Annotated in this window: 23 protein-coding genes; 19 read left to right on the top strand and 4 right to left on the bottom strand. The window is 39.2% G+C overall.

Annotated elements, in window-relative coordinates:
- The first annotated feature begins 392 nt into the window (after positions 1 to 392).
- From coxB to H5089_RS19140, 4 genes are read left to right on the top strand one after another with little or no spacing between them, the layout of a single operon-like run.
- On the top strand, positions 393 to 1,535 hold the full coding sequence (gene coxB, locus H5089_RS19155) for a cytochrome c oxidase subunit II (RefSeq protein ID WP_182712891.1): 1,143 nt from the start codon (positions 393 to 395) through the stop codon (positions 1,533 to 1,535).
- On the top strand, positions 1,535 to 3,127 hold the full coding sequence (gene ctaD, locus H5089_RS19150; protein ID WP_002959615.1) for a cytochrome c oxidase subunit I: 1,593 nt from the start codon (positions 1,535 to 1,537) through the stop codon (positions 3,125 to 3,127). Before coxB ends, ctaD begins: the two co-directional genes overlap by 1 nt.
- Positions 3,127 to 3,657: a cytochrome c oxidase assembly protein gene (locus H5089_RS19145; protein WP_182693454.1), complete on the top strand. Its 531-nt coding sequence runs from the start codon at positions 3,127 to 3,129 to the stop codon at positions 3,655 to 3,657. The genes ctaD and H5089_RS19145 overlap by 1 nt, the downstream gene beginning before the upstream one ends.
- A 35-nt stretch (positions 3,658 to 3,692) precedes the next feature.
- Positions 3,693 to 4,568, top strand: coding sequence for a cytochrome c oxidase subunit 3 (locus H5089_RS19140; RefSeq protein WP_002959610.1), 876 nt, complete (start codon positions 3,693 to 3,695; stop codon positions 4,566 to 4,568).
- Here H5089_RS19140 and H5089_RS20455 read toward each other — a convergent pair.
- Entirely contained in the window at positions 4,471 to 4,779 is a 309-nt protein-coding gene (locus tag H5089_RS20455; RefSeq protein ID WP_182693455.1) for a DUF2909 domain-containing protein, read from the bottom strand. The genes H5089_RS19140 and H5089_RS20455 overlap by 98 nt on opposite strands.
- Before the next feature lie 14 nt (positions 4,780 to 4,793).
- On the opposite strand from H5089_RS20455, the gene H5089_RS19130 reads away from it, so the two are divergent.
- From H5089_RS19130 to H5089_RS19070, 13 genes are all read left to right on the top strand, one after another.
- Positions 4,794 to 5,534: an SURF1 family protein gene (locus H5089_RS19130; protein ID WP_182712890.1), complete on the top strand. Its 741-nt coding sequence runs from the start codon at positions 4,794 to 4,796 to the stop codon at positions 5,532 to 5,534.
- Positions 5,524 to 6,018, top strand: a complete 495-nt coding sequence (locus H5089_RS19125) for a hypothetical protein (protein WP_024595087.1) — start codon at positions 5,524 to 5,526, stop codon at positions 6,016 to 6,018. The genes H5089_RS19130 and H5089_RS19125 overlap by 11 nt, the downstream gene beginning before the upstream one ends.
- 28 nt (positions 6,019 to 6,046) lie before the next feature.
- Entirely contained in the window at positions 6,047 to 7,036 is a 990-nt protein-coding gene (locus H5089_RS19120; RefSeq protein ID WP_024595086.1) for a heme A synthase, read from the top strand.
- Between the two features lie 12 nt (positions 7,037 to 7,048).
- A complete protein-coding gene (gene cyoE / locus H5089_RS19115; protein WP_138489788.1) occupies positions 7,049 to 7,978 on the top strand; it encodes a heme o synthase in 930 nt (309 codons plus the stop codon).
- A complete protein-coding gene (locus H5089_RS19110) occupies positions 7,975 to 8,592 on the top strand; it encodes an SCO family protein (protein ID WP_182712889.1) in 618 nt (205 codons plus the stop codon). Before cyoE ends, H5089_RS19110 begins: the two co-directional genes overlap by 4 nt.
- 151 nt (positions 8,593 to 8,743) lie before the next feature.
- Positions 8,744 to 9,016 carry an STAS domain-containing protein gene (locus H5089_RS19105; protein WP_002959595.1) on the top strand — a complete coding sequence of 91 codons (273 nt, stop codon included), beginning with the start codon at positions 8,744 to 8,746 and terminating at the stop codon, positions 9,014 to 9,016.
- Positions 9,017 to 9,024: 8 nt separating this feature from the next.
- Entirely contained in the window at positions 9,025 to 9,387 is a 363-nt protein-coding gene (locus tag H5089_RS19100) for a response regulator (protein ID WP_002959593.1), read from the top strand.
- Between the two features lie 10 nt (positions 9,388 to 9,397).
- Complete coding sequence (locus tag H5089_RS19095; RefSeq protein ID WP_182712888.1) at positions 9,398 to 11,488, top strand: chemotaxis protein CheA; 2,091 nt, start codon at positions 9,398 to 9,400, stop codon at positions 11,486 to 11,488.
- Positions 11,485 to 11,970 carry a chemotaxis protein CheW gene (locus H5089_RS19090; protein ID WP_002959588.1) on the top strand — a complete coding sequence of 162 codons (486 nt, stop codon included), beginning with the start codon at positions 11,485 to 11,487 and terminating at the stop codon, positions 11,968 to 11,970. Before H5089_RS19095 ends, H5089_RS19090 begins: the two co-directional genes overlap by 4 nt.
- A 45-nt stretch (positions 11,971 to 12,015) precedes the next feature.
- Positions 12,016 to 14,322, top strand: coding sequence for a methyl-accepting chemotaxis protein (locus H5089_RS19085; protein ID WP_182712887.1), 2,307 nt, complete (start codon positions 12,016 to 12,018; stop codon positions 14,320 to 14,322).
- An 83-nt stretch (positions 14,323 to 14,405) separates the two neighbouring features.
- A complete protein-coding gene (locus H5089_RS19080; protein ID WP_182712886.1) occupies positions 14,406 to 15,230 on the top strand; it encodes a protein-glutamate O-methyltransferase CheR in 825 nt (274 codons plus the stop codon).
- The gene (gene cheD / locus H5089_RS19075; RefSeq protein ID WP_039489124.1) at positions 15,220 to 15,837 is read left to right on the top strand and encodes a chemoreceptor glutamine deamidase CheD; all 618 of its coding nucleotides are present in this window, start codon (positions 15,220 to 15,222) and stop codon (positions 15,835 to 15,837) included. Before H5089_RS19080 ends, cheD begins: the two co-directional genes overlap by 11 nt.
- 8 nt (positions 15,838 to 15,845) lie before the next feature.
- Complete coding sequence (locus tag H5089_RS19070; RefSeq protein ID WP_024596107.1) at positions 15,846 to 16,877, top strand: chemotaxis response regulator protein-glutamate methylesterase; 1,032 nt, start codon at positions 15,846 to 15,848, stop codon at positions 16,875 to 16,877.
- Here H5089_RS19070 and H5089_RS19065 read toward each other — a convergent pair.
- Positions 16,867 to 17,904: a polysaccharide deacetylase family protein gene (locus tag H5089_RS19065; protein ID WP_182712885.1), complete on the bottom strand. Its 1,038-nt coding sequence runs from the start codon at positions 17,902 to 17,904 to the stop codon at positions 16,867 to 16,869. The two genes, H5089_RS19070 and H5089_RS19065, sit on opposite strands and share 11 nt — an antisense overlap.
- Before the next feature lie 42 nt (positions 17,905 to 17,946).
- Here H5089_RS19065 and H5089_RS19060 point away from each other — a divergent pair, with 42 nt between their 5' ends.
- Positions 17,947 to 19,218, top strand: coding sequence for an MATE family efflux transporter (locus H5089_RS19060; RefSeq protein WP_182712884.1), 1,272 nt, complete (start codon positions 17,947 to 17,949; stop codon positions 19,216 to 19,218).
- Positions 19,219 to 19,227: 9 nt separating this feature from the next.
- Here H5089_RS19060 and H5089_RS19055 read toward each other — a convergent pair whose 3' ends face one another.
- Positions 19,228 to 19,497 carry a hypothetical protein gene (locus tag H5089_RS19055; protein WP_002959572.1) on the bottom strand — a complete coding sequence of 90 codons (270 nt, stop codon included), beginning with the start codon at positions 19,495 to 19,497 and terminating at the stop codon, positions 19,228 to 19,230.
- Between the two features lie 9 nt (positions 19,498 to 19,506).
- Positions 19,507 to 20,082 (bottom strand): Fe-S biogenesis protein NfuA, encoded by a 576-nt coding sequence (gene nfuA / locus H5089_RS19050; RefSeq protein ID WP_002959571.1) that lies wholly within the window; start codon positions 20,080 to 20,082, stop codon positions 19,507 to 19,509.
- Between the two features lie 146 nt (positions 20,083 to 20,228).
- Between nfuA and H5089_RS19045 the strand changes: the two genes are divergently transcribed.
- Entirely contained in the window at positions 20,229 to 22,784 is a 2,556-nt protein-coding gene (locus H5089_RS19045) for a M14 family zinc carboxypeptidase (protein WP_182712883.1), read from the top strand.
- Positions 22,785 to 22,992 lie beyond the last annotated feature (208 nt).

The raw sequence follows: 22,992 nt of genomic DNA, 5'->3' as shown, positions 1-22,992 counted from the left end.
AAACAGCCCACTGACTATTTAAGCTGTAAACTTTTTTGCACTTATATTTTCCCCCTCCGAATGCGTTAAACCCCTTTGTTTTGCTCATATTTTGAACTTCCTGTTGCCCAGTTGATTACCGATTTTTTATTAATTATTCAATATCACCTGATTGTTTTTTATACTAAAACTTGCTTGTTGTTCGTTTTTTAGCTAATTGTTAATGTGCTGAGCTAATAATAACTCACAGCTTTTTAGTTTTGAGAACACACAATATACACAAACTCGTTGTTGGCGCAGCAAAACCAATCAATATTAAATAAGATTGGCTAAAAAAATAAAAATAACGAATTGGCGTTTAAGCCGTATGCCTCTTCGCTTTGCATTCGCAATAGCATCAAAGGAGCCGTCACATGGGTAAACTGACCTCTACCTTGTGGCTTATATTATGTGTTTTTTCGCACCCAGTTTTGGCTAACAGCCAATACAATATGCGCAAAGGCGTAACCGATATAAGCAATAATGTATATCAGCTGCACATGACCATATTTATAATATGTTGTGTGATTGGGGTGATAGTGTTCGCAATTATGTTTTGGGCACTTATTCATCACCGTAAATCTAAAGGGGCTGTACCTGCCCAATTTCACGAAAGCACTAAAGTAGAAATACTTTGGACTGCAATTCCGTTTGTTATTTTAATTGCTATGGCAGTACCAGCCACTAAAACCCTAATTGCAATGGAAGATGCCAGCAAAGCTGATCTCACTATTAAAATTACGGGTTCGCAATGGAAATGGCATTATGAATATATGGGCGAAGATGTAGAGTTCTACTCTATTTTATCTACCCCGCAAGATGAAATCGCGAATCTTGCAGATAAAAATCCTAACTACTTACTTGAGGTTGATAAGCCTCTTGTACTGCCAATAAATCAAAAAGTACGATTTTTAATGACTTCTGACGATGTTATTCACTCTTGGTGGGTACCTGATTTTGCAGTTAAAAAAGATGCGAACCCCGGCTTTATAAACGAAACATGGACGAACATAAACGAAGAAGGTACTTACCGAGGCCAATGTGCTGAGTTGTGTGGTAAAGACCATGGCTTTATGCCCGTTGTGGTGGTCGCTAAATCTGAGGCTGATTTTAAAACATGGCTTACAGATGCAAAGCAGGCTAAACAAAAAGCAGCATTAGCAGATGCCGCATTACTTGATAAAACCCTCCCAAAAGAAGAATTAATGACTTTAGGCGAACAAGTATATATGGCTAATTGTGCTGCATGTCATCAACCTACTGGCTTGGGGTTACCGGGCGTATTTCCTGCACTTAAAGGCAGCCCGATAGTGCTTGGCGATATAAAAGATCACATTGATGTAGTTATCCATGGACGACCCGGTACGGCAATGCAAGCTTTTGCCAAGCAGTTATCTATAAAGCAATTAGCTGCGGTTATTACTTATAAACGTAATGCGTGGGGTAATGATACGGGTGATGTTATTCAACCGAGTCAAATACAGACGGCACTTGATGCCAAAGTGGAGGCGAACTAATGAGTAGCATAGTAGAACAACCTAACGCCAATGAAGCTCATCATGCTCATCACCCAGCTAAAGGTTTTAAACGCTGGCTTTACACAACTAATCATAAAGATATAGGTAGTTTATATTTAATTTTTTCGCTGACCATGTTCTTAATTGGTGGCGCAATGGCCATGGTGATCAGAGCTGAATTATTTCAACCAGGTTTACAGTTGGTCGACCCTCACTTTTTTAATCAAATGACCACAGTGCATGGTTTAATTATGGTGTTTGGTGCGGTTATGCCCGCCTTTACAGGCCTTGCTAACTGGATGATACCACTCATGATTGGCGCGCCAGATATGGCATTGCCAAGAATGAATAACTGGAGCTTTTGGATTTTACCGTTTGCGTTTCTAATCCTATTGGCATCGTTATTTATGCCTGGTGGGGGGCCTGCATTTGGTTGGACTTTTTATGCACCACTGTCCACAACATACAGTAATGATAATACTGCATTGTTTGTATTTGCCGTACATATTATGGGAATTAGCTCAATAATGGGCGCAATCAATGTGATTGTAACCATAGTGAACTTACGTGCCCCAGGCATGACATGGATGAAGTTGCCATTATTTGTATGGACGTGGTTAATTACTGCCTTTTTATTAATAGCCGTAATGCCAGTGCTTGCAGGGGCTGTCACTATGGTACTTACCGATAAGTATTTTGCGACCAGCTTTTTTGATGCCGCAGGCGGTGGCGACCCGGTGATGTTCCAACACATTTTTTGGTTTTTTGGTCACCCCGAAGTATACATTATGATTCTTCCTGCCTTTGGCATTATATCTACAATAGTACCTACCTTTTCTCGTAAAAAACTTTTTGGCTATGCCTCAATGGTATACGCCACATCCTCCATAGCACTATTGAGCTTTATTGTATGGGCTCATCATATGTTTACCACTGGGATGCCGGTCGCTGGCGAGTTGTTTTTTATGTACGCGACCATGCTTATATCGGTACCTACAGGAGTAAAAGTATTTAATTGGGTTGCCACAATGTGGAAAGGCTCAATAACTTTTGAAGTGCCAATGCTTTTTAGTATTGCGTTTATTGTGCTGTTTACCTTGGGTGGTTTTTCGGGATTGATGCTGGCAATTACACCTGCTGATTTTCAATATCACGATACTTATTTTGTAGTGGCGCACTTTCATTATGTATTAGTAACAGGGGCTGTATTTTCGATAATGGCGGGGGCTTATTACTGGCTGCCCAAGTGGACGGGCAATATGTTTAATATCACATTGGCTAAATGGCATTTTTGGCTATCGCTGGTGAGCGTGAACGTACTGTTTTTTCCTATGCATTTTGTAGGGCTTGCTGGTATGCCGCGTCGAATTCCCGATTACGCTCTTCAATTTGCCGACTTTAACGCAATCATAAGTATTGGTGGGTTTGCCTTTGGTTTATCGCAATTGTTGTTTGTAGCTGTGGTAATTAAATGCGCGCGTGGCGGTGATAAAGTGCCTGCAAAAGTATGGGAAGGGGCAGAAGGCCTTGAGTGGGAAGTTGACTCTCCAGCGCCATATCATACTTTTTCTACGCCGCCGGTTATTAAGTAATGACACATGCACCGCTACTCAAACGTTTGGTACTTATTTGCATAGGCATGTTTGCCTTTGCCTTTGCTTTAGTACCTTTGTATGACGTGTTTTGTGATGTAACAGGGCTTAATGGAAAGCCTTCGCTTGAGCAAGCAGAGCAAAGTACACAAATAGTACAAAACCGAGAAGTTGGCGTTAGCTTTACTACTCACGCACAAAGTGGTGCACCGTTTAAAGTTAAATCAAAAGAATACAGTGTAGTGGTAAAACCCGGTGCAATGCGTGAAGTAATGTTTAGTGCTAAAAATAACAGCAATCTAGATAAAGTAATGCAGGCTGTACCATCAGTCTCGCCAGGTAAAGCGGCAAAGTATTTACATAAAATAGCTTGTTTTTGCTTTGATCAGCAACCTCTAAAAGCAGGGGAAGAGCTTGAATTTAAATTACTTTTTTATGTTGATACCGCATTGCCAAGCGACATTGAAGAATTAACTTTATCTTATACCGTATTTGATATTAGTGAACAGCTGGTGGCAAGTAATAACTAGCTTTTTAAACTAGTGTGAAACTAGGAGTAAATAAAATGAATCAAGAATATGAGCATTATTACGTACCTGAGCAAAGCCCGTGGCCTATTGTAGGTGCAGTTGCATTGTTTTTTATTGCAGTAGGGGCAGGCTTGACTGTTATGAGTGTAGGTAAAGAAGGTGGTAGCGGGGTTTATCTGCTTTATGCCGGTATTGCTGTGCTTGTGTATATGTTGTTTAGCTGGTTTAAAAATGTAATTAGTGAATCGGACCAAGGTTTGTACTCAGCACAAATGGATCGCTCTTTTAGACAAGGTATGAGCTGGTTTATTTTTTCTGAAGTTATGTTTTTTATGGCCTTTTTTGGTGCGCTTTTTTATGCACGGGTATTGTCGGTACCTTGGCTTGGAGGTGCAGGCAATAATGCAATGACTAACGAGGTTTTATGGCCAACTTTTGAAGCTGTTTGGCCGCTAGTTTCAACACCTGCTGGCGAAACTACTCAGGCTATGGGCTGGCAAGGCTTACCACTTATAAATACCTTAATACTGCTTACTTCCTCAGTTACTTTACATTTTGCCCACGTAGCGATGGAAAACAATAAACGTACTCCACTTAAGGTTTTTTTAGGTGCTACTATTTTACTGGGTGTTTGCTTTTTAGGGCTGCAAGTTGAGGAGTACATGCATGCATATAATGACCTTAATCTAACGCTAGATGCGGGTATTTACGGTAATACGTTCTTTTTATTGACTGGTTTTCATGGCATGCATGTAACGCTAGGAACCGTACTTTTATTTGTAATATTTTTACGGATATTAAAAGGGCACTTTACTAAAGATAAGCACTTTGCTTTTCAAGCAGCTGCTTGGTATTGGCACTTTGTTGATGTGGTGTGGCTGTGTTTGTTTGTATTTGTATATGTGCTGTAGCGTTTATTGGCGAATTATTCGCTTTAATAAAACCAAGTTTAAGCGCTGCAATAACAACAATTAAAACAACGAACGAAAACAATACGCGACGACCTAAAAAGTGAGACATAGGTCGTCCCCCTGTTTTCCCTGACACCATAATAAACAATGCTCTAAATAAGTTAAAAAGTATAAATATTAACAACAGTACGATAATAATTTTAATAATCACTGAGTTGACCCTTTATGCAGTTAGTTTTATGGCACAAACAAAAGCTTAGCTCACTAATCACACTTTGTATGGTTGTGGTTGTTGTACTTGTGTGTGTGCGATTGGGGTTTTGGCAGTTGGAGCGAGGTGAGCAAAAGCAGCAACAACTAACCGCCATTGCTAAGCAACAGACTCGTGGTGTGATGAGCTGGTCTCAATTACTTAACTTGCCTGATAGCTGGAACAAAACTGGTGTATTGGTTGAGTTAAAAGGGCGGTTTGTACAAAACCAATATTGGCTTTTAGATAATCAAGTTTATAACGGACAAGTAGGGTACGACCTACTTGCTTTACTAAAGCCAGACACCGAAGAAAAAGTGATTTTAGTTAATTTAGGATGGGTAAAAGCGCCTATATCTAGAGATACACTGCCAAAGGTTGCTCTGCCTACAGGTGTTTTTATTCTTAAAGCGCAAATAAAAGAAAATAACCTAAGTAGCTTTACGCTTGAAGATAAAACTACAAATAACGACTTACCTACAAGAATCCAATCTATCGACTTGAATATGCTGAGCACTCAAAGCCAGCAATCATTAATTAATTTTATGGCTTACAGACAAGGTACTGGTGATGAGATTGCAACACCTCATTATGAGGCCGTTGTTATGAGCCCTCAAAAGCATAATGCCTACGCTTTGCAATGGTTTTTAATTGCTGTTGCATGTGCTGTTGTGGCTATTTTTGCGAGTAAAAAAAGGACACATAATGAAAAATAATCCCCTTTTGTTGTTTGTGGGTTGCTGCGCTATCCCATTAATTTTGGCATATGGCGCATTAAAGTTTGATTGGTTGCCTACTGCAATTACTAATAATGGCGAGTTTTTAAGCCAAGAAATAAAACTTAAAAATTGGCCGCAAAATAATCCCAAACAATGGACTATCGCACTTAATTATTCAAACGAATGTAACACCCCATGCAGCGAACAGCTCAATGCACTTAATAACTTATATGTGGCACTTGGTAAAAACCAAGGCAAGGTTGATATGGCTGTAATGGGAAGCCCCGACAATAAAAATCTACCATGGAAAATTATTACCGAACAACAGAGTTTAAACCCTGCAAGTTTATATTTAATTGATCATATGGGGTTAGTGGTACTTGAATATCCCTTTAAGGTCGAGCCACAAGAAAACCGTTTAGTACAAAAAGGGTTATTAAAAGATCTAAAAAAATTACTTAACTATTCTCGTTCTAGCTAATTAAGTTGAGCTTAAGTTGGAGTATCTGATGTATAAAAATTATAAAAACTTAGTATTAATAACAGGATTACTCGCTTTGATTGTAGTTGCTTTAGGTGCGTACACCCGCTTAAGTGATGCAGGATTAGGGTGCCCCGATTGGCCTGGTTGTTATGGCTTTTTAACGGTACCTAAGCATGAGGCTGACATAGCCTTAGCAGCTCAAAGCTACCCCGATATGATGTTCGAAACCGCAAAAGCGTGGAAAGAAATGATTCATCGCTACTTTGCAGGTGCTTTAGGTTTACTTATTTTAGGTTTATTTGTGTTGGCTTTTTTAAAGCGCCAATATCCAACTACGCCAGTTAAATTGCCTTTGGCTTTACTTCTACTAGTGGTGTTTCAGGCTGCCCTTGGTATGTGGACAGTAACCATGAACCTTCAGCCGCTTATTGTAATGGGCCACTTATTAGGTGGCTTTAGTATTTTGTCACTTATAACGCTTTTATATTTACGGCTAACCGCAAAACCTATTATGGGTGGCGATAGCGGCGCAAAACGCTATTTTGGTTTAAGTTTAGTTGCGCTCAGTGTATTGATTATCCAAATTGCACTTGGTGGTTGGCTGGCTGCAAATTACGCCGCTCCTCATTGTAGTGGTTTGCCATTGTGTAATTACGCACAACCGTTTTCATTGAGTAGCGTATTTCAATTACCACTTGAGCACAGTAATTATGAATTTGGTGTGTTATCGCAGCAAGCGCGTATGTCTATTCATTTATTACACCGCATTTGGGCACTGGTTACTTGCATCGTTCTGGCGCTAATTATGTGGAAAATATACAGCCAAGCGTACTCTAAAAAAATTAAAAATTGCGTGGTGAGCGTATTGCTTACCCTGCTTTGCCAAATTAGCTTAGGGCTTATTTTAGTACATTGGCATATTCCGTTGGGAGTTGCACTGGCGCATAACTTGATGGCTGCCATACTATTATTAAGCATGGTTAGGTTGTGTTATTACCTAAAATCACGCACATAAAGGGGAAATATAATGGCACTTATAATTGATAAAAAAATACTGCTACCCGTTAATACTCAATCGCTAATTTCGCGTACTCATAATTTGCTGCAAGACTACTTAGCAATTAGTAAATTTAAAGTGGTAGCCATGCTGGTACTAACAGCTTGGGTTGGTTTAGCGCTGGCTCCTGATGTAGGGCGCGGTATGGCTGTACAGTTTATTAGCTTGTTAGGTATAGGGCTACTTTCTGCTGCTGCAGCGGTTATTAATCATGTGGTTGATAGTGAGATAGACTCAAAAATGGCAAGGACTCGTCATCGTCCTGTGGCTAAAGGGCGTTTAAGTAAAACACATGCGCTTAGTTTTGCAGCTGTTATTGGGGTTGCGGGTTTTATTATGCTAATGGTGTGGGCTAATACCTTAACCGCTATATTAACGTTATTTGCATTGGTAGGTTATGCATTTGTTTATACATCATTTTTAAAGCGTGCTACACCGCAAAATATTGTTATAGGTGGGTTGGCTGGCGCAATGCCTCCATTATTAGGTTGGGTGTCAGAAACAAACCAAATGGCAGCAGCCCCTTGGTTACTTGTAATGATAATATTTACCTGGACTCCGCCACACTTTTGGGCGCTGGCTATAGCGCGAAAAAGTGATTATGAACGCGCTAAAATTCCTATGTTACCAGTAACCCATGGAATCGACTTTTGTAAAACGTGCGTCGTTGCCTACTCTGTTTTACTCGCTGTAGTTTGCGTATTACCTTATTTAATCGGTATGTCTGGATTAATATATTTAATAGGTGCGTGTGTATTAAATGCAGTGTTTATATATAAAGCCGTCAAATTAAAAATTGCTGGAAATGATGAGACTGCAATGGACTTATTTCGTTTTTCGATTATTCATTTAATGGTACTCTTTGTAATCTTATTTATAGATAAATGGCTCCCTTTATGAAGCAGTTATGGCTTGGATTAATTGTTGTTTTAGTTTTGTTTTTATCAGCATGTTCAAATGAAAATAGTCCACCAGATGTAGATGCATTAGTTTACGAAAATGCAAAGCCATTGTCTGATTTTACGCTAAACGATCAGCGCGGCGAATTAGTGACTAAGCAACAATTTTTAGGACAGTGGAATTTAGTATTTTTAGGCTACACAAGCTGCCCAGATATTTGTCCATTAACACTTGCTAAGTTAAATGCTGTTTATAAAAACTTACAAGCAGATTATCCGCTGCAAATTTGGTTTTTATCGGTTGATCCAAAACGCGATACACCAGCTAAACGAAAGCAATATATAGATTACTTTAATCCTGACTTTTTAGCTGTATCAGGGGAGCATAAACACCTTTTTCCTATTGTTAGAGAGCTTGGTTTAATTTACGCGATTAGCGATAGTAGTGAATCAGAATATGCAGTTGATCATAGTGCTTCGGTCGCTATGGTTGATCAAAATGGAGCGGTTAGAGCTATTTTTAAACCAGAATTCAAACAAGGTAGTGTGCCATTAATTAATGCGACGACTTTAACGAAAGAGTTTAAAAAAATAGCCGATTACTACAAAAACTAGTTTTTACTTTTTACCAATTTGAAAGGAGCTTTAGGCTCCTTTTTTTGTTTTTTAACGACGATTTAAATTTAATTAAGCATTTTATGGCAATTTTAATAACTAGGGCTAAGCTTTTGTTATGAATTGAATTGACAGGGAATGCACCTACTAAATGCTAAAACTTCCAAGCGAACTTGCTATTACGCAAGTTGAAACACTACATCAAGATTTACTGCACGAACTCAATAGCAACGATGATATCTGTCTTGATATTAACGATGTGATTTCTGCTGATACTGCCTCAATTCAACTTTTATGCGCCTTACAAAAACACCTACTTACCATACAGCACAAAATCATTTGGGTAGGCAGTAGCGAGGCCTTAACACATACAATCAATAAACTTGGCTTAAGCCAATACTTAACAACCGAAAGTAAAAGTTAGGGGTATATATGAAAAGAATTTTAGCGGTTGATGACTCAGCATCGATGCGTCAAATGGTGAGCTTTACATTAAAAACCGCAGGGTTTGATGTAACCGAAGCTAAAGATGGCAGTGAAGCTCTCGCTATTGCCAAGCAGCAAGACTTTGATGCCGTGATCTCAGATGTAAACATGCCAATAATGGATGGAATTACATTAATACGAGAGCTGCGTACTTTGCCTAGTTATAAATTTACACCATTACTGATGCTTACAACTGAGTCGGGTTTAGAAAAAAAAGTAGAAGGTAAAGCTGCTGGGGCAACAGGCTGGATTGTTAAACCATTTAATCCCGATCAGCTACTAGCGGTAATTAAAAAAGTTATTCGCTAAGGAGCGCAGTGTGAGTATAGATTTAAGTCAATTTTTTGAAGTTTTCTTTGAAGAGAGTTTTGAAGGCCTAGATACCATGGAGGCTGAGCTATTAAACTTAGTGCCAGGTGAGGAAGATTTAGAAACTATCAACACTATTTTTAGAGCTGCTCACTCAATAAAAGGAGGCAGTGGGACATTTGGTTTTAGCTCCGTTGCTGACTTTACTCATGTACTTGAAACATTACTAGATCAAATTCGCCAAGGTGAACGAGAGCTTAGTACCGAGCATGTTAATTTATTACTCAAAGCTGTGGATTGCTTACGCGCTTTACTTGCTGCACTTCAAGGTGAACAAGAGCCAGATTTAACCGAAGCAGATTTGTTAAAAGTACAATTTGAACATGTACTTGGAATGAAAAATGAAACACATGAGAATAAACCTCAAAGCTGTGAAGAGCAAACAAGTAGTAATACCTATCAAATAGACTTTAAACCTCATCATCATTTATTTAAAACAGGAAACGAGCCACTGTATATGATCAGTGAGCTTGAAGAGCTAGGTGAGTTAGAAACCACAGTATTTTACGATGAAGTTCCAGAAATCACCGATTTAAGTAGTGATGAATGTTTTTTACATTGGCGCTTTTTTTTAGATACTAGCCATGATGAAAAAGCCATAAAAGAAGTATTTGAATGGGTAGAAGACGATGCCGATATAAAAGTTGAATTATGTGGCGGCTTATTTGGCAATGATGAGTCAATACAACCTAATCAAGATGAGATACCTAAAGCTGTTGAGCTTGAAGAACCCGATTCAATAAAAGTAGCTGAGTTACCAAGTAAGCCACAGCAACCCGTTGCTAATAAAGATAAAAAACCTACAAGTGCACCAGAATCTACCTCTATACGTGTTGGCATTGATAAAGTTGATTCGTTAATAAATATGGTAGGTGAACTTGTTATTACACAAGCCATGCTAAATCAACTCAGCGAACAAGAAATCACACCAGCCACAATCACTTTACTACAAGAAGGCTTAGCACAACTTGCACATAATACGCGTGATTTACAAGAAAATGTGATGCGTATTCGTATGCTCCCAATTAATTTTGTATTTAGTCGTTTTCCTCGATTAGTGCGAGATATAGCGCAAAAGCTAAATAAGCAGGTTGAGCTAAAGCTGATTGGAGAGCAAACCGAGCTTGATAAAACAGTAATGGAAAAAATATCTGACCCTATGGTGCATTTAGTAAGAAACTCACTTGATCATGGGTTAGAGACTGTTGAGCAAAGACTGGCGGCAGGTAAAGATCCCGTTGGCACAGTAACCTTAAATGCATTTCATCAGGGTGGAAACATCGTTATTGAAATAATGGATGATGGGCAAGGGTTAAATACAAAAAAAATAAAAGAAAAAGCCATCGCTAACGAATTAATCTCAGCTGATAACCATCTCAGTGACGATGAAATAAATGAGCTTATTTTTATGCCGGGCTTTTCGACAATGGATGAGGTAAGTGACTTATCTGGTCGTGGAGTTGGGATGGATGTTGTTAAGCGAAATATCCAATCATTAAATGGCTCAGTGGAAGTAACCTCAGCGCCCGGTGTTGGTTCTACGTTTACTATTAGATTACCCCTTACTCTCGCTATTTTAGATGGGCAATTAGTTAAGGTGGCTCAGCATACTTATATTATTCCGCTCATTTCTATTGTGGAGTCACTGCAAATTGATATTGCAAAAGTGAGTCGAGTGGGTAAAAGCCTTGATGTATTGAGGCTTCGAGACGAATACATTCCTATATTAAGACTCTACGATATTTTTAATCATAAAAATGCTATTGAATCACTCGATAAAACGCTGCTTGTTGTTGTAGAAACAGATAACCAAAAGGTGGGTTTATTAGTTGATGATTTACTGTCTCAACAGCAGGTTGTTATTAAAAGTTTAGAGGCAAACTACCATAAAGTGGATGGCGTATCGGGTGCTACCATTTTAGGAGATGGGCGTGTATCGCTGATTGTGGACATTAGCGGCTTAATAAAGCTCTCAGGCTTAAAAAAGCCAGGTAGCCAAGAACTAACTATTGAAACGCAAGCCACTTTGGAGGCGTTATGAGCTCAGATCAAAGCCAGTTAAGTAACCAATTAAATCTTCAGCAACAGCAAGGTGTAAAACAGTTTTTAACTTTTATTATGGCTGATGAAGAATATGGCGTTGATATTTTAACAGTACAAGAAATTCGCAGTTGGGAAGAAATTACAGTACTGCCCAATGCACCTGAATTTGTAAAAGGCGTTATTAATTTACGCGGAACAATAGTGCCAATTATTGATTTACGGTTGCGTTTTGGATTACCAAGTGTCGACTATGGACCATTAACGGTGGTTATCGTTGTCAAAATAGAATTTGAACTAGGTAGTAAAATTATAGGTGTTGCTGTTGATGCCGTCTCTGATGTTTACAGTATTGCGGAGCAAGATGCGAAAGCGGTTCCTAGTTTGTCTGAATCGAGTAATTGTGAATATGTAGCTGGGTTGGTGAATGTTGGTGAAAAAATGGTAGCGCTAATTGACCTGCAAAAAACAATGAATATTTAGCAAATAGAAACTAAATGAATAATAAACTTAAAGGTGGTGATGAGCATGGGATGGTTTAGTAATCCAAAGCAGTCAAAATCAAGTAATGATTTAATTGTAGACGCATTGAATAAATCATTAGCGGTGATTGAATTTGAACCTAACGGAAAAATAATTACTGCAAATATGAATTTTCTAAACGCGATGGGCTATCGTCTTGAGGAGGTTCAAGGTCAGCATCACTCGATGTTTGTTGACCCAGATGAAGCTCAGGGCAACGATTATAAAAACTTTTGGCAACGCCTGCGTAATGGCGAGTTTATCTCAGATGAGTTTAAGCGTAATGCTAAAGGTGGAACTGAGGTATGGATCCAAGCAACTTATAACCCAATTGTTGATGAGCAAGGGCAAGTATTAAAAGTAGTTAAGTTTGCCACCGACGTGACTGAGCAAAAGTTAATAACAGCAGAAGCTTCAGGGCAAATTAGTGCTATAAGTAAATCTCAAGCGGTTATCGAATTTAATTTAGATGGCACTATTATTGATGCCAATGATAACTTTTTAAATGCGCTTGGCTATCAACTTAGCGAGATTAAAGGTCAGCACCATAGGCTTTTTATTGATCCCGAACTTGCAAATAGTATCGAATATAAAGAATTTTGGGCCAAACTAGGTCGCGGTGAATTTGATTCAGGGGAATATTTAAGAATAGGAAAGCAGGGTCAGGAGGTTTGGATCCAAGCATCTTATAATCCAATTTATGATATGAACGGCAAGCCGTTTAAAGTGATTAAATATGCATCTGATATTACTGAACAAAAAGAGCTTGAAAAGGCATCTCGCAAAGCAGCCGATTTAGCAAATGCGCTTAAAGTTTGCCAAGCAAACGTAATGATTGCTGATGAAAACCTTAATATAGTATTTGTGAACGACCGTGTTCAGCAAATGCTAAAAGTCCGCGAAAAAGAATTACAAACCGTATTGCCGAGCTTTTCTGTTGATAATTTAATTGGCACCTGTGTTGATGATTTTCATAAGCACCCTAATCATCAACGTGATTTATTAAAAAACCTAGATAAGCCCTATAAAGCCGAGCTACTGTTAGCAGGTGTCACTTTTACCTTGATTGCTTCACCTTGGATCAGTCAAGACGGAAAGCATTTAGGCACCATTGTTGAGTGGGAAGATAGAACCAATGAAGTTGCGCTTGAAAAAGAAATCGCTGAGCTTATTGGTGCTGCAGGTAATGGCGAATTAGATACAAGAGTTGCAGAAGACGGGAAGGAAGGGTTCTTTTTACGTTTGGCTCAAGGATTAAATAGCTTAGTTAAAATAGTTGATGATGCCGTTGCCGACACTGGCAATATGCTCGATGCGATGGCAAGTGGTGATTTATCAAAACGTATTGAAAAAGAATACAAAGGTTCATTTGATAAACTTAAACGCGACGCAAATGCTACGGCAGATAAATTAACAGAAGTGATTAATCGCATAAATTCATCGGCAACGTTAGTAGCCAGTGGTGCAGAAGAAATTTCTCAAGGTAATGCTGATTTAAGCCAACGTACAGAAGAGCAAGCCTCGTCACTTGAAGAAACAGCTTCAAGTATGGAGGAAATGACCAGTACCGTTCGTCAAAATGCTGATAACGCAAAAGTAGCAAACGACTTGGCAGAAGAAACCTGTGAAAAAGCGATTCAAGGTGGTGAAGTTGTTAATAGAGCAGTTACGAGCATGTCGGCAATTAATGAGTCGAGCAAAAAAATTGCAGATATTATCGGTGTAATAGACGAAATCGCGTTTCAAACGAACTTATTAGCGCTTAATGCCGCTGTAGAGGCAGCAAGAGCGGGTGAGCAAGGTCGAGGCTTTGCGGTTGTTGCAGGTGAGGTTCGTAATTTAGCGCAGCGCTCTGCGGGCGCAGCGAAAGAAATTAAAGAGTTAATACGAGATAGTGTAGGCAAAGTAGCTGATGGCTCTCAATTAGTTAATGAGTCGGGCGCTACACTTAAAGAGATTGTTGTGTCGGTGCAAAGAGTGACGCAAATGATTTCTGATATTACGGAGGCATCTGAAGAACAAAGTGCGGGTATTGAGCAAGTTAACAAAGCTATTTCTCAAATGGACGAAATGACGCAACAAAATGCCGCTCTAGTAGAGCAAGCCTCTGCTGCTGGTGAGTCTATGGCTGAGCAAGCTAATGAGATGCGCCGATTACTTAACTTTTTCTCAGTAGATCAGCAAGAGATGACAATGATGTCATCAACTATGCGAACCCCTGAACTATCTCATAAGCCGCGAAGTCGTTTTGTGAGTAATAAGCCAAGGGGCGATAACTTTGTAGACTCAGCTGATGAGTGGGAAGAGTTTTAATATTTAGCCTTTTTATGCCTCGTCTAATAAATAGTTACAGCGAGGCACTACTTGTTAGCGTTAGGTTTAATTGAGAGCGAACAATGAAAGAGTTTTTGTGTACCGACCGCGACTTTAAGGAAATTGCCAGTTTAGTTTACAGCGCATGTGGAATTGTATTAGGGGATCATAAGCGAGAGATGGTTTATTCACGCTTAGCAAGACGTATTAGGGAGCGTAAATTAACTGATTTTAAAGCTTACTTAGAGTATCTGAATAGTCATAAAGATCAGGAGTTTGATGCCTTTATTAATGCAATAACAACGAACTTAACGTCTTTTTTTCGTGAAATACATCACTTTGAATTTATAAAATCTGAGCTTGTACCTGCTCTTTTAAAGGCAAATAAAAACAGTAAGCGAGTAAGAATCTGGTCTGCAGGTTGCTCCACAGGGGAAGAGCCTTACAGTTTGGCGATGACTTTAAATAACGCATTTCCGAGCAATTGGGATGTAAAAATACTAGCAACCGATTTAGATTCTAATGTATTGGCAAAAGCACAAAAAGGTATTTACACCGCAGCGAATGTTAATGGCTTAGATGACGTGCAACTTAAGCATTGGTTTTTAAAAAGCAAAGACGGTGAAAATTATAAAGTTAGAGATAAACTAAAAGAGTCTATTTCTTTCAAGCGTTTAAACTTATTACAAGACTGGCCAATGAAAGGATCATTTGATCTTATTTTATGTCGTAATGTTGTTATTTACTTTGATAAAGAAACAAAAGATCAGCTTTTTAAGCGTTACGCCAATATATTAAATGAACAAGGTTATTTGTTTTTAGGTCACTCAGAAAGTATGGGTAAAGAGCATTCGCAATTCAAAAACTTAGGGAAAACTATGTACCAAAAGGGACAAAATGCACGCTGAGTTCAGGCCGGTATTACCTAACTTTGAACATATTAAACGATATTGGGATTCGGGCCGAGGTAGCGTTGTTGCTAAAGTACTTCCGGGTGAGTTTTATGTTTCTAAAAATAATGAACTGATCTCTACAGTTCTGGGTTCGTGTATTGCGGCTTGTGTATACGATGAAGTACTTGGTATTGGCGGGATGAATCACTTTATGTTACCAATTCAAAAGGGAGTAGAACTTAAAAATGCGCATAGTTTAAGTTGTCGGTACGGTAATTGGGCTATGGAGTATCTTATAAACGAAGTTTTAAAAAATGGCGCGTCTCGGTGTAACCTAAAAGTAAAACTTTTTGGCGGGGGGAAAATTATTAGTGCGATGACTGATATAGGGCTGGGTAATATTAGTTTTGCAGCAGCGTATATTAAAGAAGAGGCATTAAATCTAGTTGCCCATGATATGGGGGGGCCGTGGCCGCGAAAAATATTTTTTCACCCGAACACTGGTAAAGTTCATATGAAAAAACTTAAAAACCTACATAATAATACGATTGAAAAACGCGAAGTCCGTTACTTACAAAACCTTAAAAAGCAAGAAGTAGTAACCGATATAGAGCTGTTTTAGGAGTATGCATGATTAAAGTATTAATAATTGACGACTCCCCTTTAATTAGGCGTTTACTCACTGAAATATTACAACAAGCTAAAGACATTACAGTAGTGGGGAGTGCTGAGGATCCCTACGAAGCTCGCGAAATGATAAAAAAACTCAGTCCTGATGTATTAACGCTCGACGTAGAAATGCCAAAAATGGATGGTATTAGTTTTTTAAAAAACTTAATGCGATTAAGACCAATGCCAGTAGTGATGATTTCAACACTGACACAAAAAGGCTCTCCTATCACACTAGAAGCGCTCGAATTAGGGGCTGTTGATTTTATAGCTAAGCCTACTAATAACGTAAGAGAGCAATTGAGCCAATATGCATCACTTGTCCAACAAAAGGTGCGAATAGCTGCTGGAGCAAGAGTAAGAAGCTATAAAAAAACGGTCGTCACAAATGAGCCTATTAATACTCATTCTCAGTTTTTACTTAATAAAGTAATAGCGATAGGTGCTTCAACGGGGGGGACTGAGGCTATAAAAGAAGTGCTTATTAAAATGCCACAAAATTGCCCGCCAATTGTAATTACTCAGCATATTCCTCCTGTGTTTAGCGCTTCATTTGCTGAGCGAATGAATCGTACATGCACGATAAATGTGAAAGAAGCTGAACATGGCGATAAGCTTAGCGCAGGCTGGGCTTATATAGCACCGGGTGGGTTTCATTTAAGTATTAAAAAACGAGGTGTTAGCTTGTATTGCCAGCTTGATGATGGCGAGCCGGTGAACAGACATAAACCTGCGGTAGATGTGTTGTTTAACTCATTAGTTGAAACTGGGGCTAAAAACGTAGTTGCAGCCATACTAACAGGAATGGGGAGTGATGGCGCAAAAGGTTTACTTGCACTAAAACAAAACGGAGCACATACCTTGGCTCAAGATGAGTATTCGTCTGTGGTATGGGGTATGCCTAAAGCAGCTGCTGAGCTAAATGCAGCTGACGAGATAGTTGCGCTGGATAAAATAACCCAGCGGCTTTTACATCAGGCCGTTAAGGTTTAGATGCTTCAATTACCCAAGGCTGCGAAAACCAAAAGTAATCACCAGGGCTTGAAATAGAAGGGGCCGTGCAATTAAAACGAGAACGCCCTTTATTAAGCACCTTTGGTGAGGTGATTTCGACAGTATTTTTAGTTATCCATTTTAAATCTGCTTGGCCTACGCTTGATACATAACAGGCAAATTGGCTCTTATGAAAATCACCCATCTTAAATTCCATTGTGAGCGTGGGTGGATTTTGCTGTGTAACGCTATCTTGATAAGTTAAATTGGTGATATTAAACGCGCGTGAGTTAAGCTTAGTAATAAGGGTTTCTAGCTTGCTGTAAAAGCCTGATGCAGGAAAACGCGGCAAGCGGCTAAAATTAGAATCTTTATTTACAGCGCCTGAGTGCTGGCCAATACCTACAAAGCCAAGCTCTGTCACGAGTGCTTGCAGCTCGTTATTAAACTCACCATACGGGTATGCTAAGTATTTATAGTTGTGGCCTATTTCTTCTTTTATGCGCTTTTGAGAGTTAAGAATATCTTGCTTAATACGTGATTGCCATTGTGCATCGGTTTCGTTTTCAAGCTTAAGGTGTAAGTAATCATGTTGTCCGCTATGATTGGCTATTAATGCCCCTTTTTTAGATAATTCTTTGAGCTTATCCCACCCCATTACGTAACTCATACCTTCGTCTATTAATTTAGGATTTACAAAGATAGTGTACGGGTAGCCAAACTTTTCTAAAATAGGTGCGGCTTGTTCATAGTTATTGTTATAACCATCATCAAAGGTGATGGCGAGTGTTTTATCAGGTAAAGTTTCACCTTGTTGAAGCGCGCTAACTAACTCATTAAGAGGAATAACGTTAAAGTTGTGCTCTTTTAAATAGCTTAAATGCTCCGTAAATGTATTTGCGCTAACGCTCGTGACAGCGGGTAGGGTTTCACTAACATGATGATACTGTAAAATAACGGCTGCTTGAGCCCGCACAGATATACTAATGAGGATAAATAACACTAAATGAAACAATTTCTTATACATAATAAGGCACACCATAAAAGCTTGCTGTTGTTAGCGGGTCCGATGATACTATCAAATATCACAGTGCCGTTGTTAGGAATTGTTGATACTGCTGTAATTGGGCACTTAGGAAGCGCTCATTACTTAGCTGGAATTGCCCTTGGCTCTGCAGTTATATCTATTTTATTTTGGCTTGCTGGTTTTTTAAGAATGAGCACCACGGGACTCGTGGCACAAGCATACGGAAAAAACGATTTAACCCAACTTGCCGCCTTACTTAAACGAAGCCTATTGCTTGCAAGCGCAGTGGCCGTGCTATTAATTGTGTTATCCCCATTAATAAAGCACGCTATAGCTTATCTCTCCGCCGCCAATGGCGATGTACTCACCCAAGCTTATCAGTATTTTAGCATTCGTATTTTTAGTGCTCCAGCAGCATTATGTAATTTAGTGTTACTGGGTTGGATGCTTGGTGTGCATTATGGTCGAGGTCCATTTTATTTATTACTCGTCACTAATATCGTTAATATAGTGCTCGATATTTATTTTGTTGTTTATTTAGATTGGGCAGTTGCAGGCGCTGCATGGGCGTCACTTATTGCTGACTATACAGCACTAGTATTTGCACTGTTTTTAGTGGCTAAACTAGCTAAAAAACAAGACATTGATCTAAATGTACCGAATTGGTTGAGTATTAGCAAAATGGCTGAATTATTGAGTTTGAATAGAGATATATTTATTCGCTCTTTAATACTGCAATTATGCTTTAGTTTTATGACATTTTACGCGGCGCGTATAGGCGAAACCACATTAGCTGCTAATGCTGTTTTACTTAACTTTTTAATGTTGGTGAGTTTTGCTCTTGATGGCGTTGCTTACGCCTCTGAGGCAAAAGTAGGGCAAGCGAAAGGCCAAGGAAGTGTTAAGAATATAGAGCTGTGGGTTAAAATAAGCGTATTTTGGGGTATGCTTTTTGGTGTGTTATATAGCCTATTTTTTGCATTATTTGGCAACACCATAATCAAGCTTTTAACCAATGTGCCAGAGGTTATTCAAGAGGCAACGCATTATTTACCATGGATAGTAGTATTACCAATTTTGGCCATGAGTTGCTTTTTGTTTGATGGTGTTTTTGTAGGGCTTACGCGAGCAAAGAACATGCGTAACAGTATGATACTTTCAGCTGGAGTTGGCTTTTTTGGTGTGTTTTGGGTGTTTATAGACTTGCAAAATAACGGGTTATGGCTGGCTATGAGCTGTTTTATGTTAATGCGCGGGGTTACATTAATAATTAAATATCACCACTTAAAAATAAATAATCAGCTATTAGATTAAATAAATGGTTTATTTCCAGAGATCGGGGTCATGGTGTTTAGGGCCCATATCTTTTAAAACTTGTGAAAAACGATTGGCAAAAATACCGCAGTAGCCCCAACCGGCAAAAAATAATGCGGGGAGTAAAATTATAACGCCAATTATTTGTAAGCTGTAGTGGGTGTAATACCCAATAGATATGAATATCACGGCTAGCACAAACAGTGCTAAGCCGCGAAAAAAGCGCTTTAAGCTCAGCTTAGGATTGCTCCCTAAGCGATAGATAAGCTGCTTTAGCATTTACAAGGCCTAATAGTAAGAGTGATCGCCCGCTTCGTGTTCTGTTATATCAGCAACACCGGTGATTTCTTCAAACTTAGCTATCATTTCTTTTTCAATGCCTTCTTTTAGTGTTACATCGATCATAGAACAACCATTACAACCACCACCAAACTGAAGTATAGCTATACCTGCAGCTGTAATCTCAACAAGGCTTACTTGACCACCGTGGTTAGCAAGTTGTGGATTTACTTCGGTTTCTAGCATGTGCTGTACACGTTCGTTTAACGATGCATCGTCACCTATTTTACGCGCCTTTGCATTTGGTGCTTTTAGCGTTAACTGAGTACCCATTTTGTCGGTAACAAAATCGATTTCAGCTTCTTCTAAAAATGGAGCACTTTCTGCATCTACAACGGCATCAAAACCGTTAAAGTTTAGGCGAATATCGCTCGCTTCTACAGCGTCTTCTGGACAATAAGACACACCACATTCCGCTTGTGATGAACCAGGGTTTACAACAAACACACGAATATTGGTTTGTTGTGATTGATCTGCTAATAGTTTAGCAAAATGCGCTTGCGCTGTTTCGGAAATAGAAATCATAAAACCATCTATACTTGACTAAATTACTCGGATACTGCGTATCATACTCCGCTCATCGTGTTGCGGCTAGTGTTGAGCGTAAAAAGTTGGCATCTATTTTAAGCAATGGTAGCGTGCAAACAACGAACATTTTTTGAGTGATTTATATGCGTTTGGTATTAACATTAATGGTGGTGTTGCTTAGCTTTTCAAGTGTAGCTAAGCCACTTTCGTATTATTTTGAACAAGATGTAAAATTTGACCCTTCAATTCCTACTCCTGAGCAAGTACTCGGTTACGAAGTAGGAGAGTGGCACGTGAGACACGATCAGCTCGTACGTTATATGGAAATACTTGCTGATAAAAGCGACCGTATAAATTTTGAAGTGATTGGCCGCACACATGAACAACGCCCCCTTGTCATGCTAACAATTACAGCAGCTGATAAGTTATCAAGCATAGAGCAGACACGCCAAGCTCACTTAGCACGCTTAAGTAACGATGGATCAGATGCTAATTCTACAAAGCAGCCTGCCGTTGTATGGATGGGGTATAGTGTGCATGGTAATGAGTCATCAGGTAGTAACTCATCTTTGCTGGTGGCATATTACTTAGCTGCTGCACAAGGTGCTGAAATAGATGAGTTATTAAACAACACGGTTATTTTACTCGACCCTTCGCTTAATCCTGACGGACTTGCTCGTTTTGCTAACTGGGCCAACAGTAACCGAGGTATGAACTTATCAAGCGACCCTAAAACCCGTGAACATGTTGAAAACTGGCCAAGTAGTCGTACCAATCATTACTGGTTTGATTTAAATCGTGACTGGTTATTACTACAACACCCTGAATCGCGCGCGCGTATTGCTAAATTTCATCAGTGGAAACCAAATGTCTTAACCGATTTTCATGAAATGGGACCAAACAGCAGTTACTTTTTTCAGCCAGGTATTCCTAGTCGTAAGCATCCTATAACACCGGATGAAAATGTAACGTTAACTAAAGCGATTGCTAACTATCACGCAAAAACGTTAGATGAAAACAACGCACTGTACTTTACTGAAGAAAGCTTTGACGACTTCTATTACGGTAAAGGTTCAACCTATCCCGATGTAAATGGTGGCATAGGCATTTTATTTGAGCAAGCAAGTTCTCGCGGGCATATCCAAGACACTATAAATGGACCTTTGAGCTTTCCCTTTACTATTAAAAATCAACTATTAACGAGTTTATCTACCTTTAAAGCCGCTGTTGATAACCGCCAAGCATTACTTGATTACCAAGCTAAGTTTTATAATCAAGCTACTGATTTAGCCAGTGATGAAAGCTTTGAAGGTTATGTAATTGAGGGCGCGGATGACAACACTCGTATTAAAGATTTTTTAGGGTTGTTGAAACAGCATCAAATAGATGCTTTTTCGCTTACTAAATCACTCAAGGCAAATGGCAACAACTATACAACCAATAGTTACTTTGTGCCCTTAGCCCAGCCACAGTACCGCCTAATAAAAGCTATTTTTAGCGAGCAAAAAAACTTTGCTGATAACACCTTTTATGACGTATCTGGCTGGACTTTAGCGCATGCGTTTAACTTACCTTTTGCAAAAGTAAAAAGCAGTTGGGGTTTAGAGGTTGCAAGTACACCGTGGCAAAAAGCGGTAAAACCTTCTTTTGCTTCACTTGAGCAAGGCTATGCGTTTGGCTTTTCGTGGGATGATTACCTAGCACCTAAAATGCTAAACAGCCTTTTAAAGCAAGGTATTAAAGCGCGTGTAGCGCTAAGCCCATTAACAGCCAAATCAAACTCAAGTGAAGTAAGCTTTGATGCTGGTAGTATTATTGTGCCAGCAGGCTTACAAACGAATAATGATTGGGTTGGAATATTAAATAAAGCACAAAACGAGTTTGGAATTGCAATCAAGCCTATTAACTCAGGTCTTACAAGCAAAGGAGCCGATTTAGGGTCTCGTACAATGGCGGTTGTTAGCGAGCCAAAAGTATTATTGGTAGGTGGTAAAGGCGTAAGCCAGTACGAAGCTGGGGAAGTATGGTATTACCTCGATCGCTTTGTAGGTGTTGCGCCAACAATTGTTGAAATGGAGCGTTTAAACTCTATTGAACTCAGTAATTACAGCCATATAGTACTTGCTCATGGTAACTACAACAGCTTATCTGATACCGACAAAGTGGCTATAAAAAGCTGGGTAAGAAAAGGCGGCGTTATTTGGGGTCACAAAGGCGGCGCTAAATTTTTAGCTGATCAGCAATTACTCAAAGCAAGCTATCTATCACGCCAAGATGTAGCAAGTGCATTTAAAACAAAAGGTTTAAGCTACGCCGATAAGGACCATTTAGCAGGACGTCAACGCATTGCAGGAGCTATTTTTAATACTAATGTAGATTTAACTCACCCACTTACATTTTCACTTAAACGCAATACATTGCCCGTATTCAAAAACAGTACTTGGTTGCTAGAAGCTTCCGATGCACCGTTTGTAAATGTACTTACCTATACTAAAAAGCCATTGTTAGCGGGTTTTACCGATGCTGTTAATGTTGAGCAAGTTGCTGGTGGTGCTGGCTTAATTGCGCACTCATATGGACGAGGTACAGTAATAGGCATGACCGACGATCCTGTATTTAGGGGTTACTGGTATGGGACTAGTCGACTACTAAGCAATGCGTTATTTTTTGGTCATACGTTTCGTGCAAATGGCGAATAATACCAATTAGCTTAATTAAGTAATCTATTTTGAGGATGGAAAAACGTGTTGATAGCTAGGCTAAAAATTCGCTAATTAGTTGTTCTCGGCAATTTCTTCTGCATTGCTCTACCTTCTGCATCCATGCAGTCGTAAATGAGAATTTTTTAACACAGGTAGCGACACGTTTAGCCCCGCAAAATGATTAAGTATTATTGCGGATTGGTTT

It is taken from the genome of Pseudoalteromonas sp. SR45-1 (assembly GCF_014163655.1).
Taxonomy (GTDB): domain Bacteria; phylum Pseudomonadota; class Gammaproteobacteria; order Enterobacterales; family Alteromonadaceae; genus Pseudoalteromonas; species Pseudoalteromonas distincta.
This window is presented reverse-complemented; position numbering and strand designations above follow the sequence as displayed.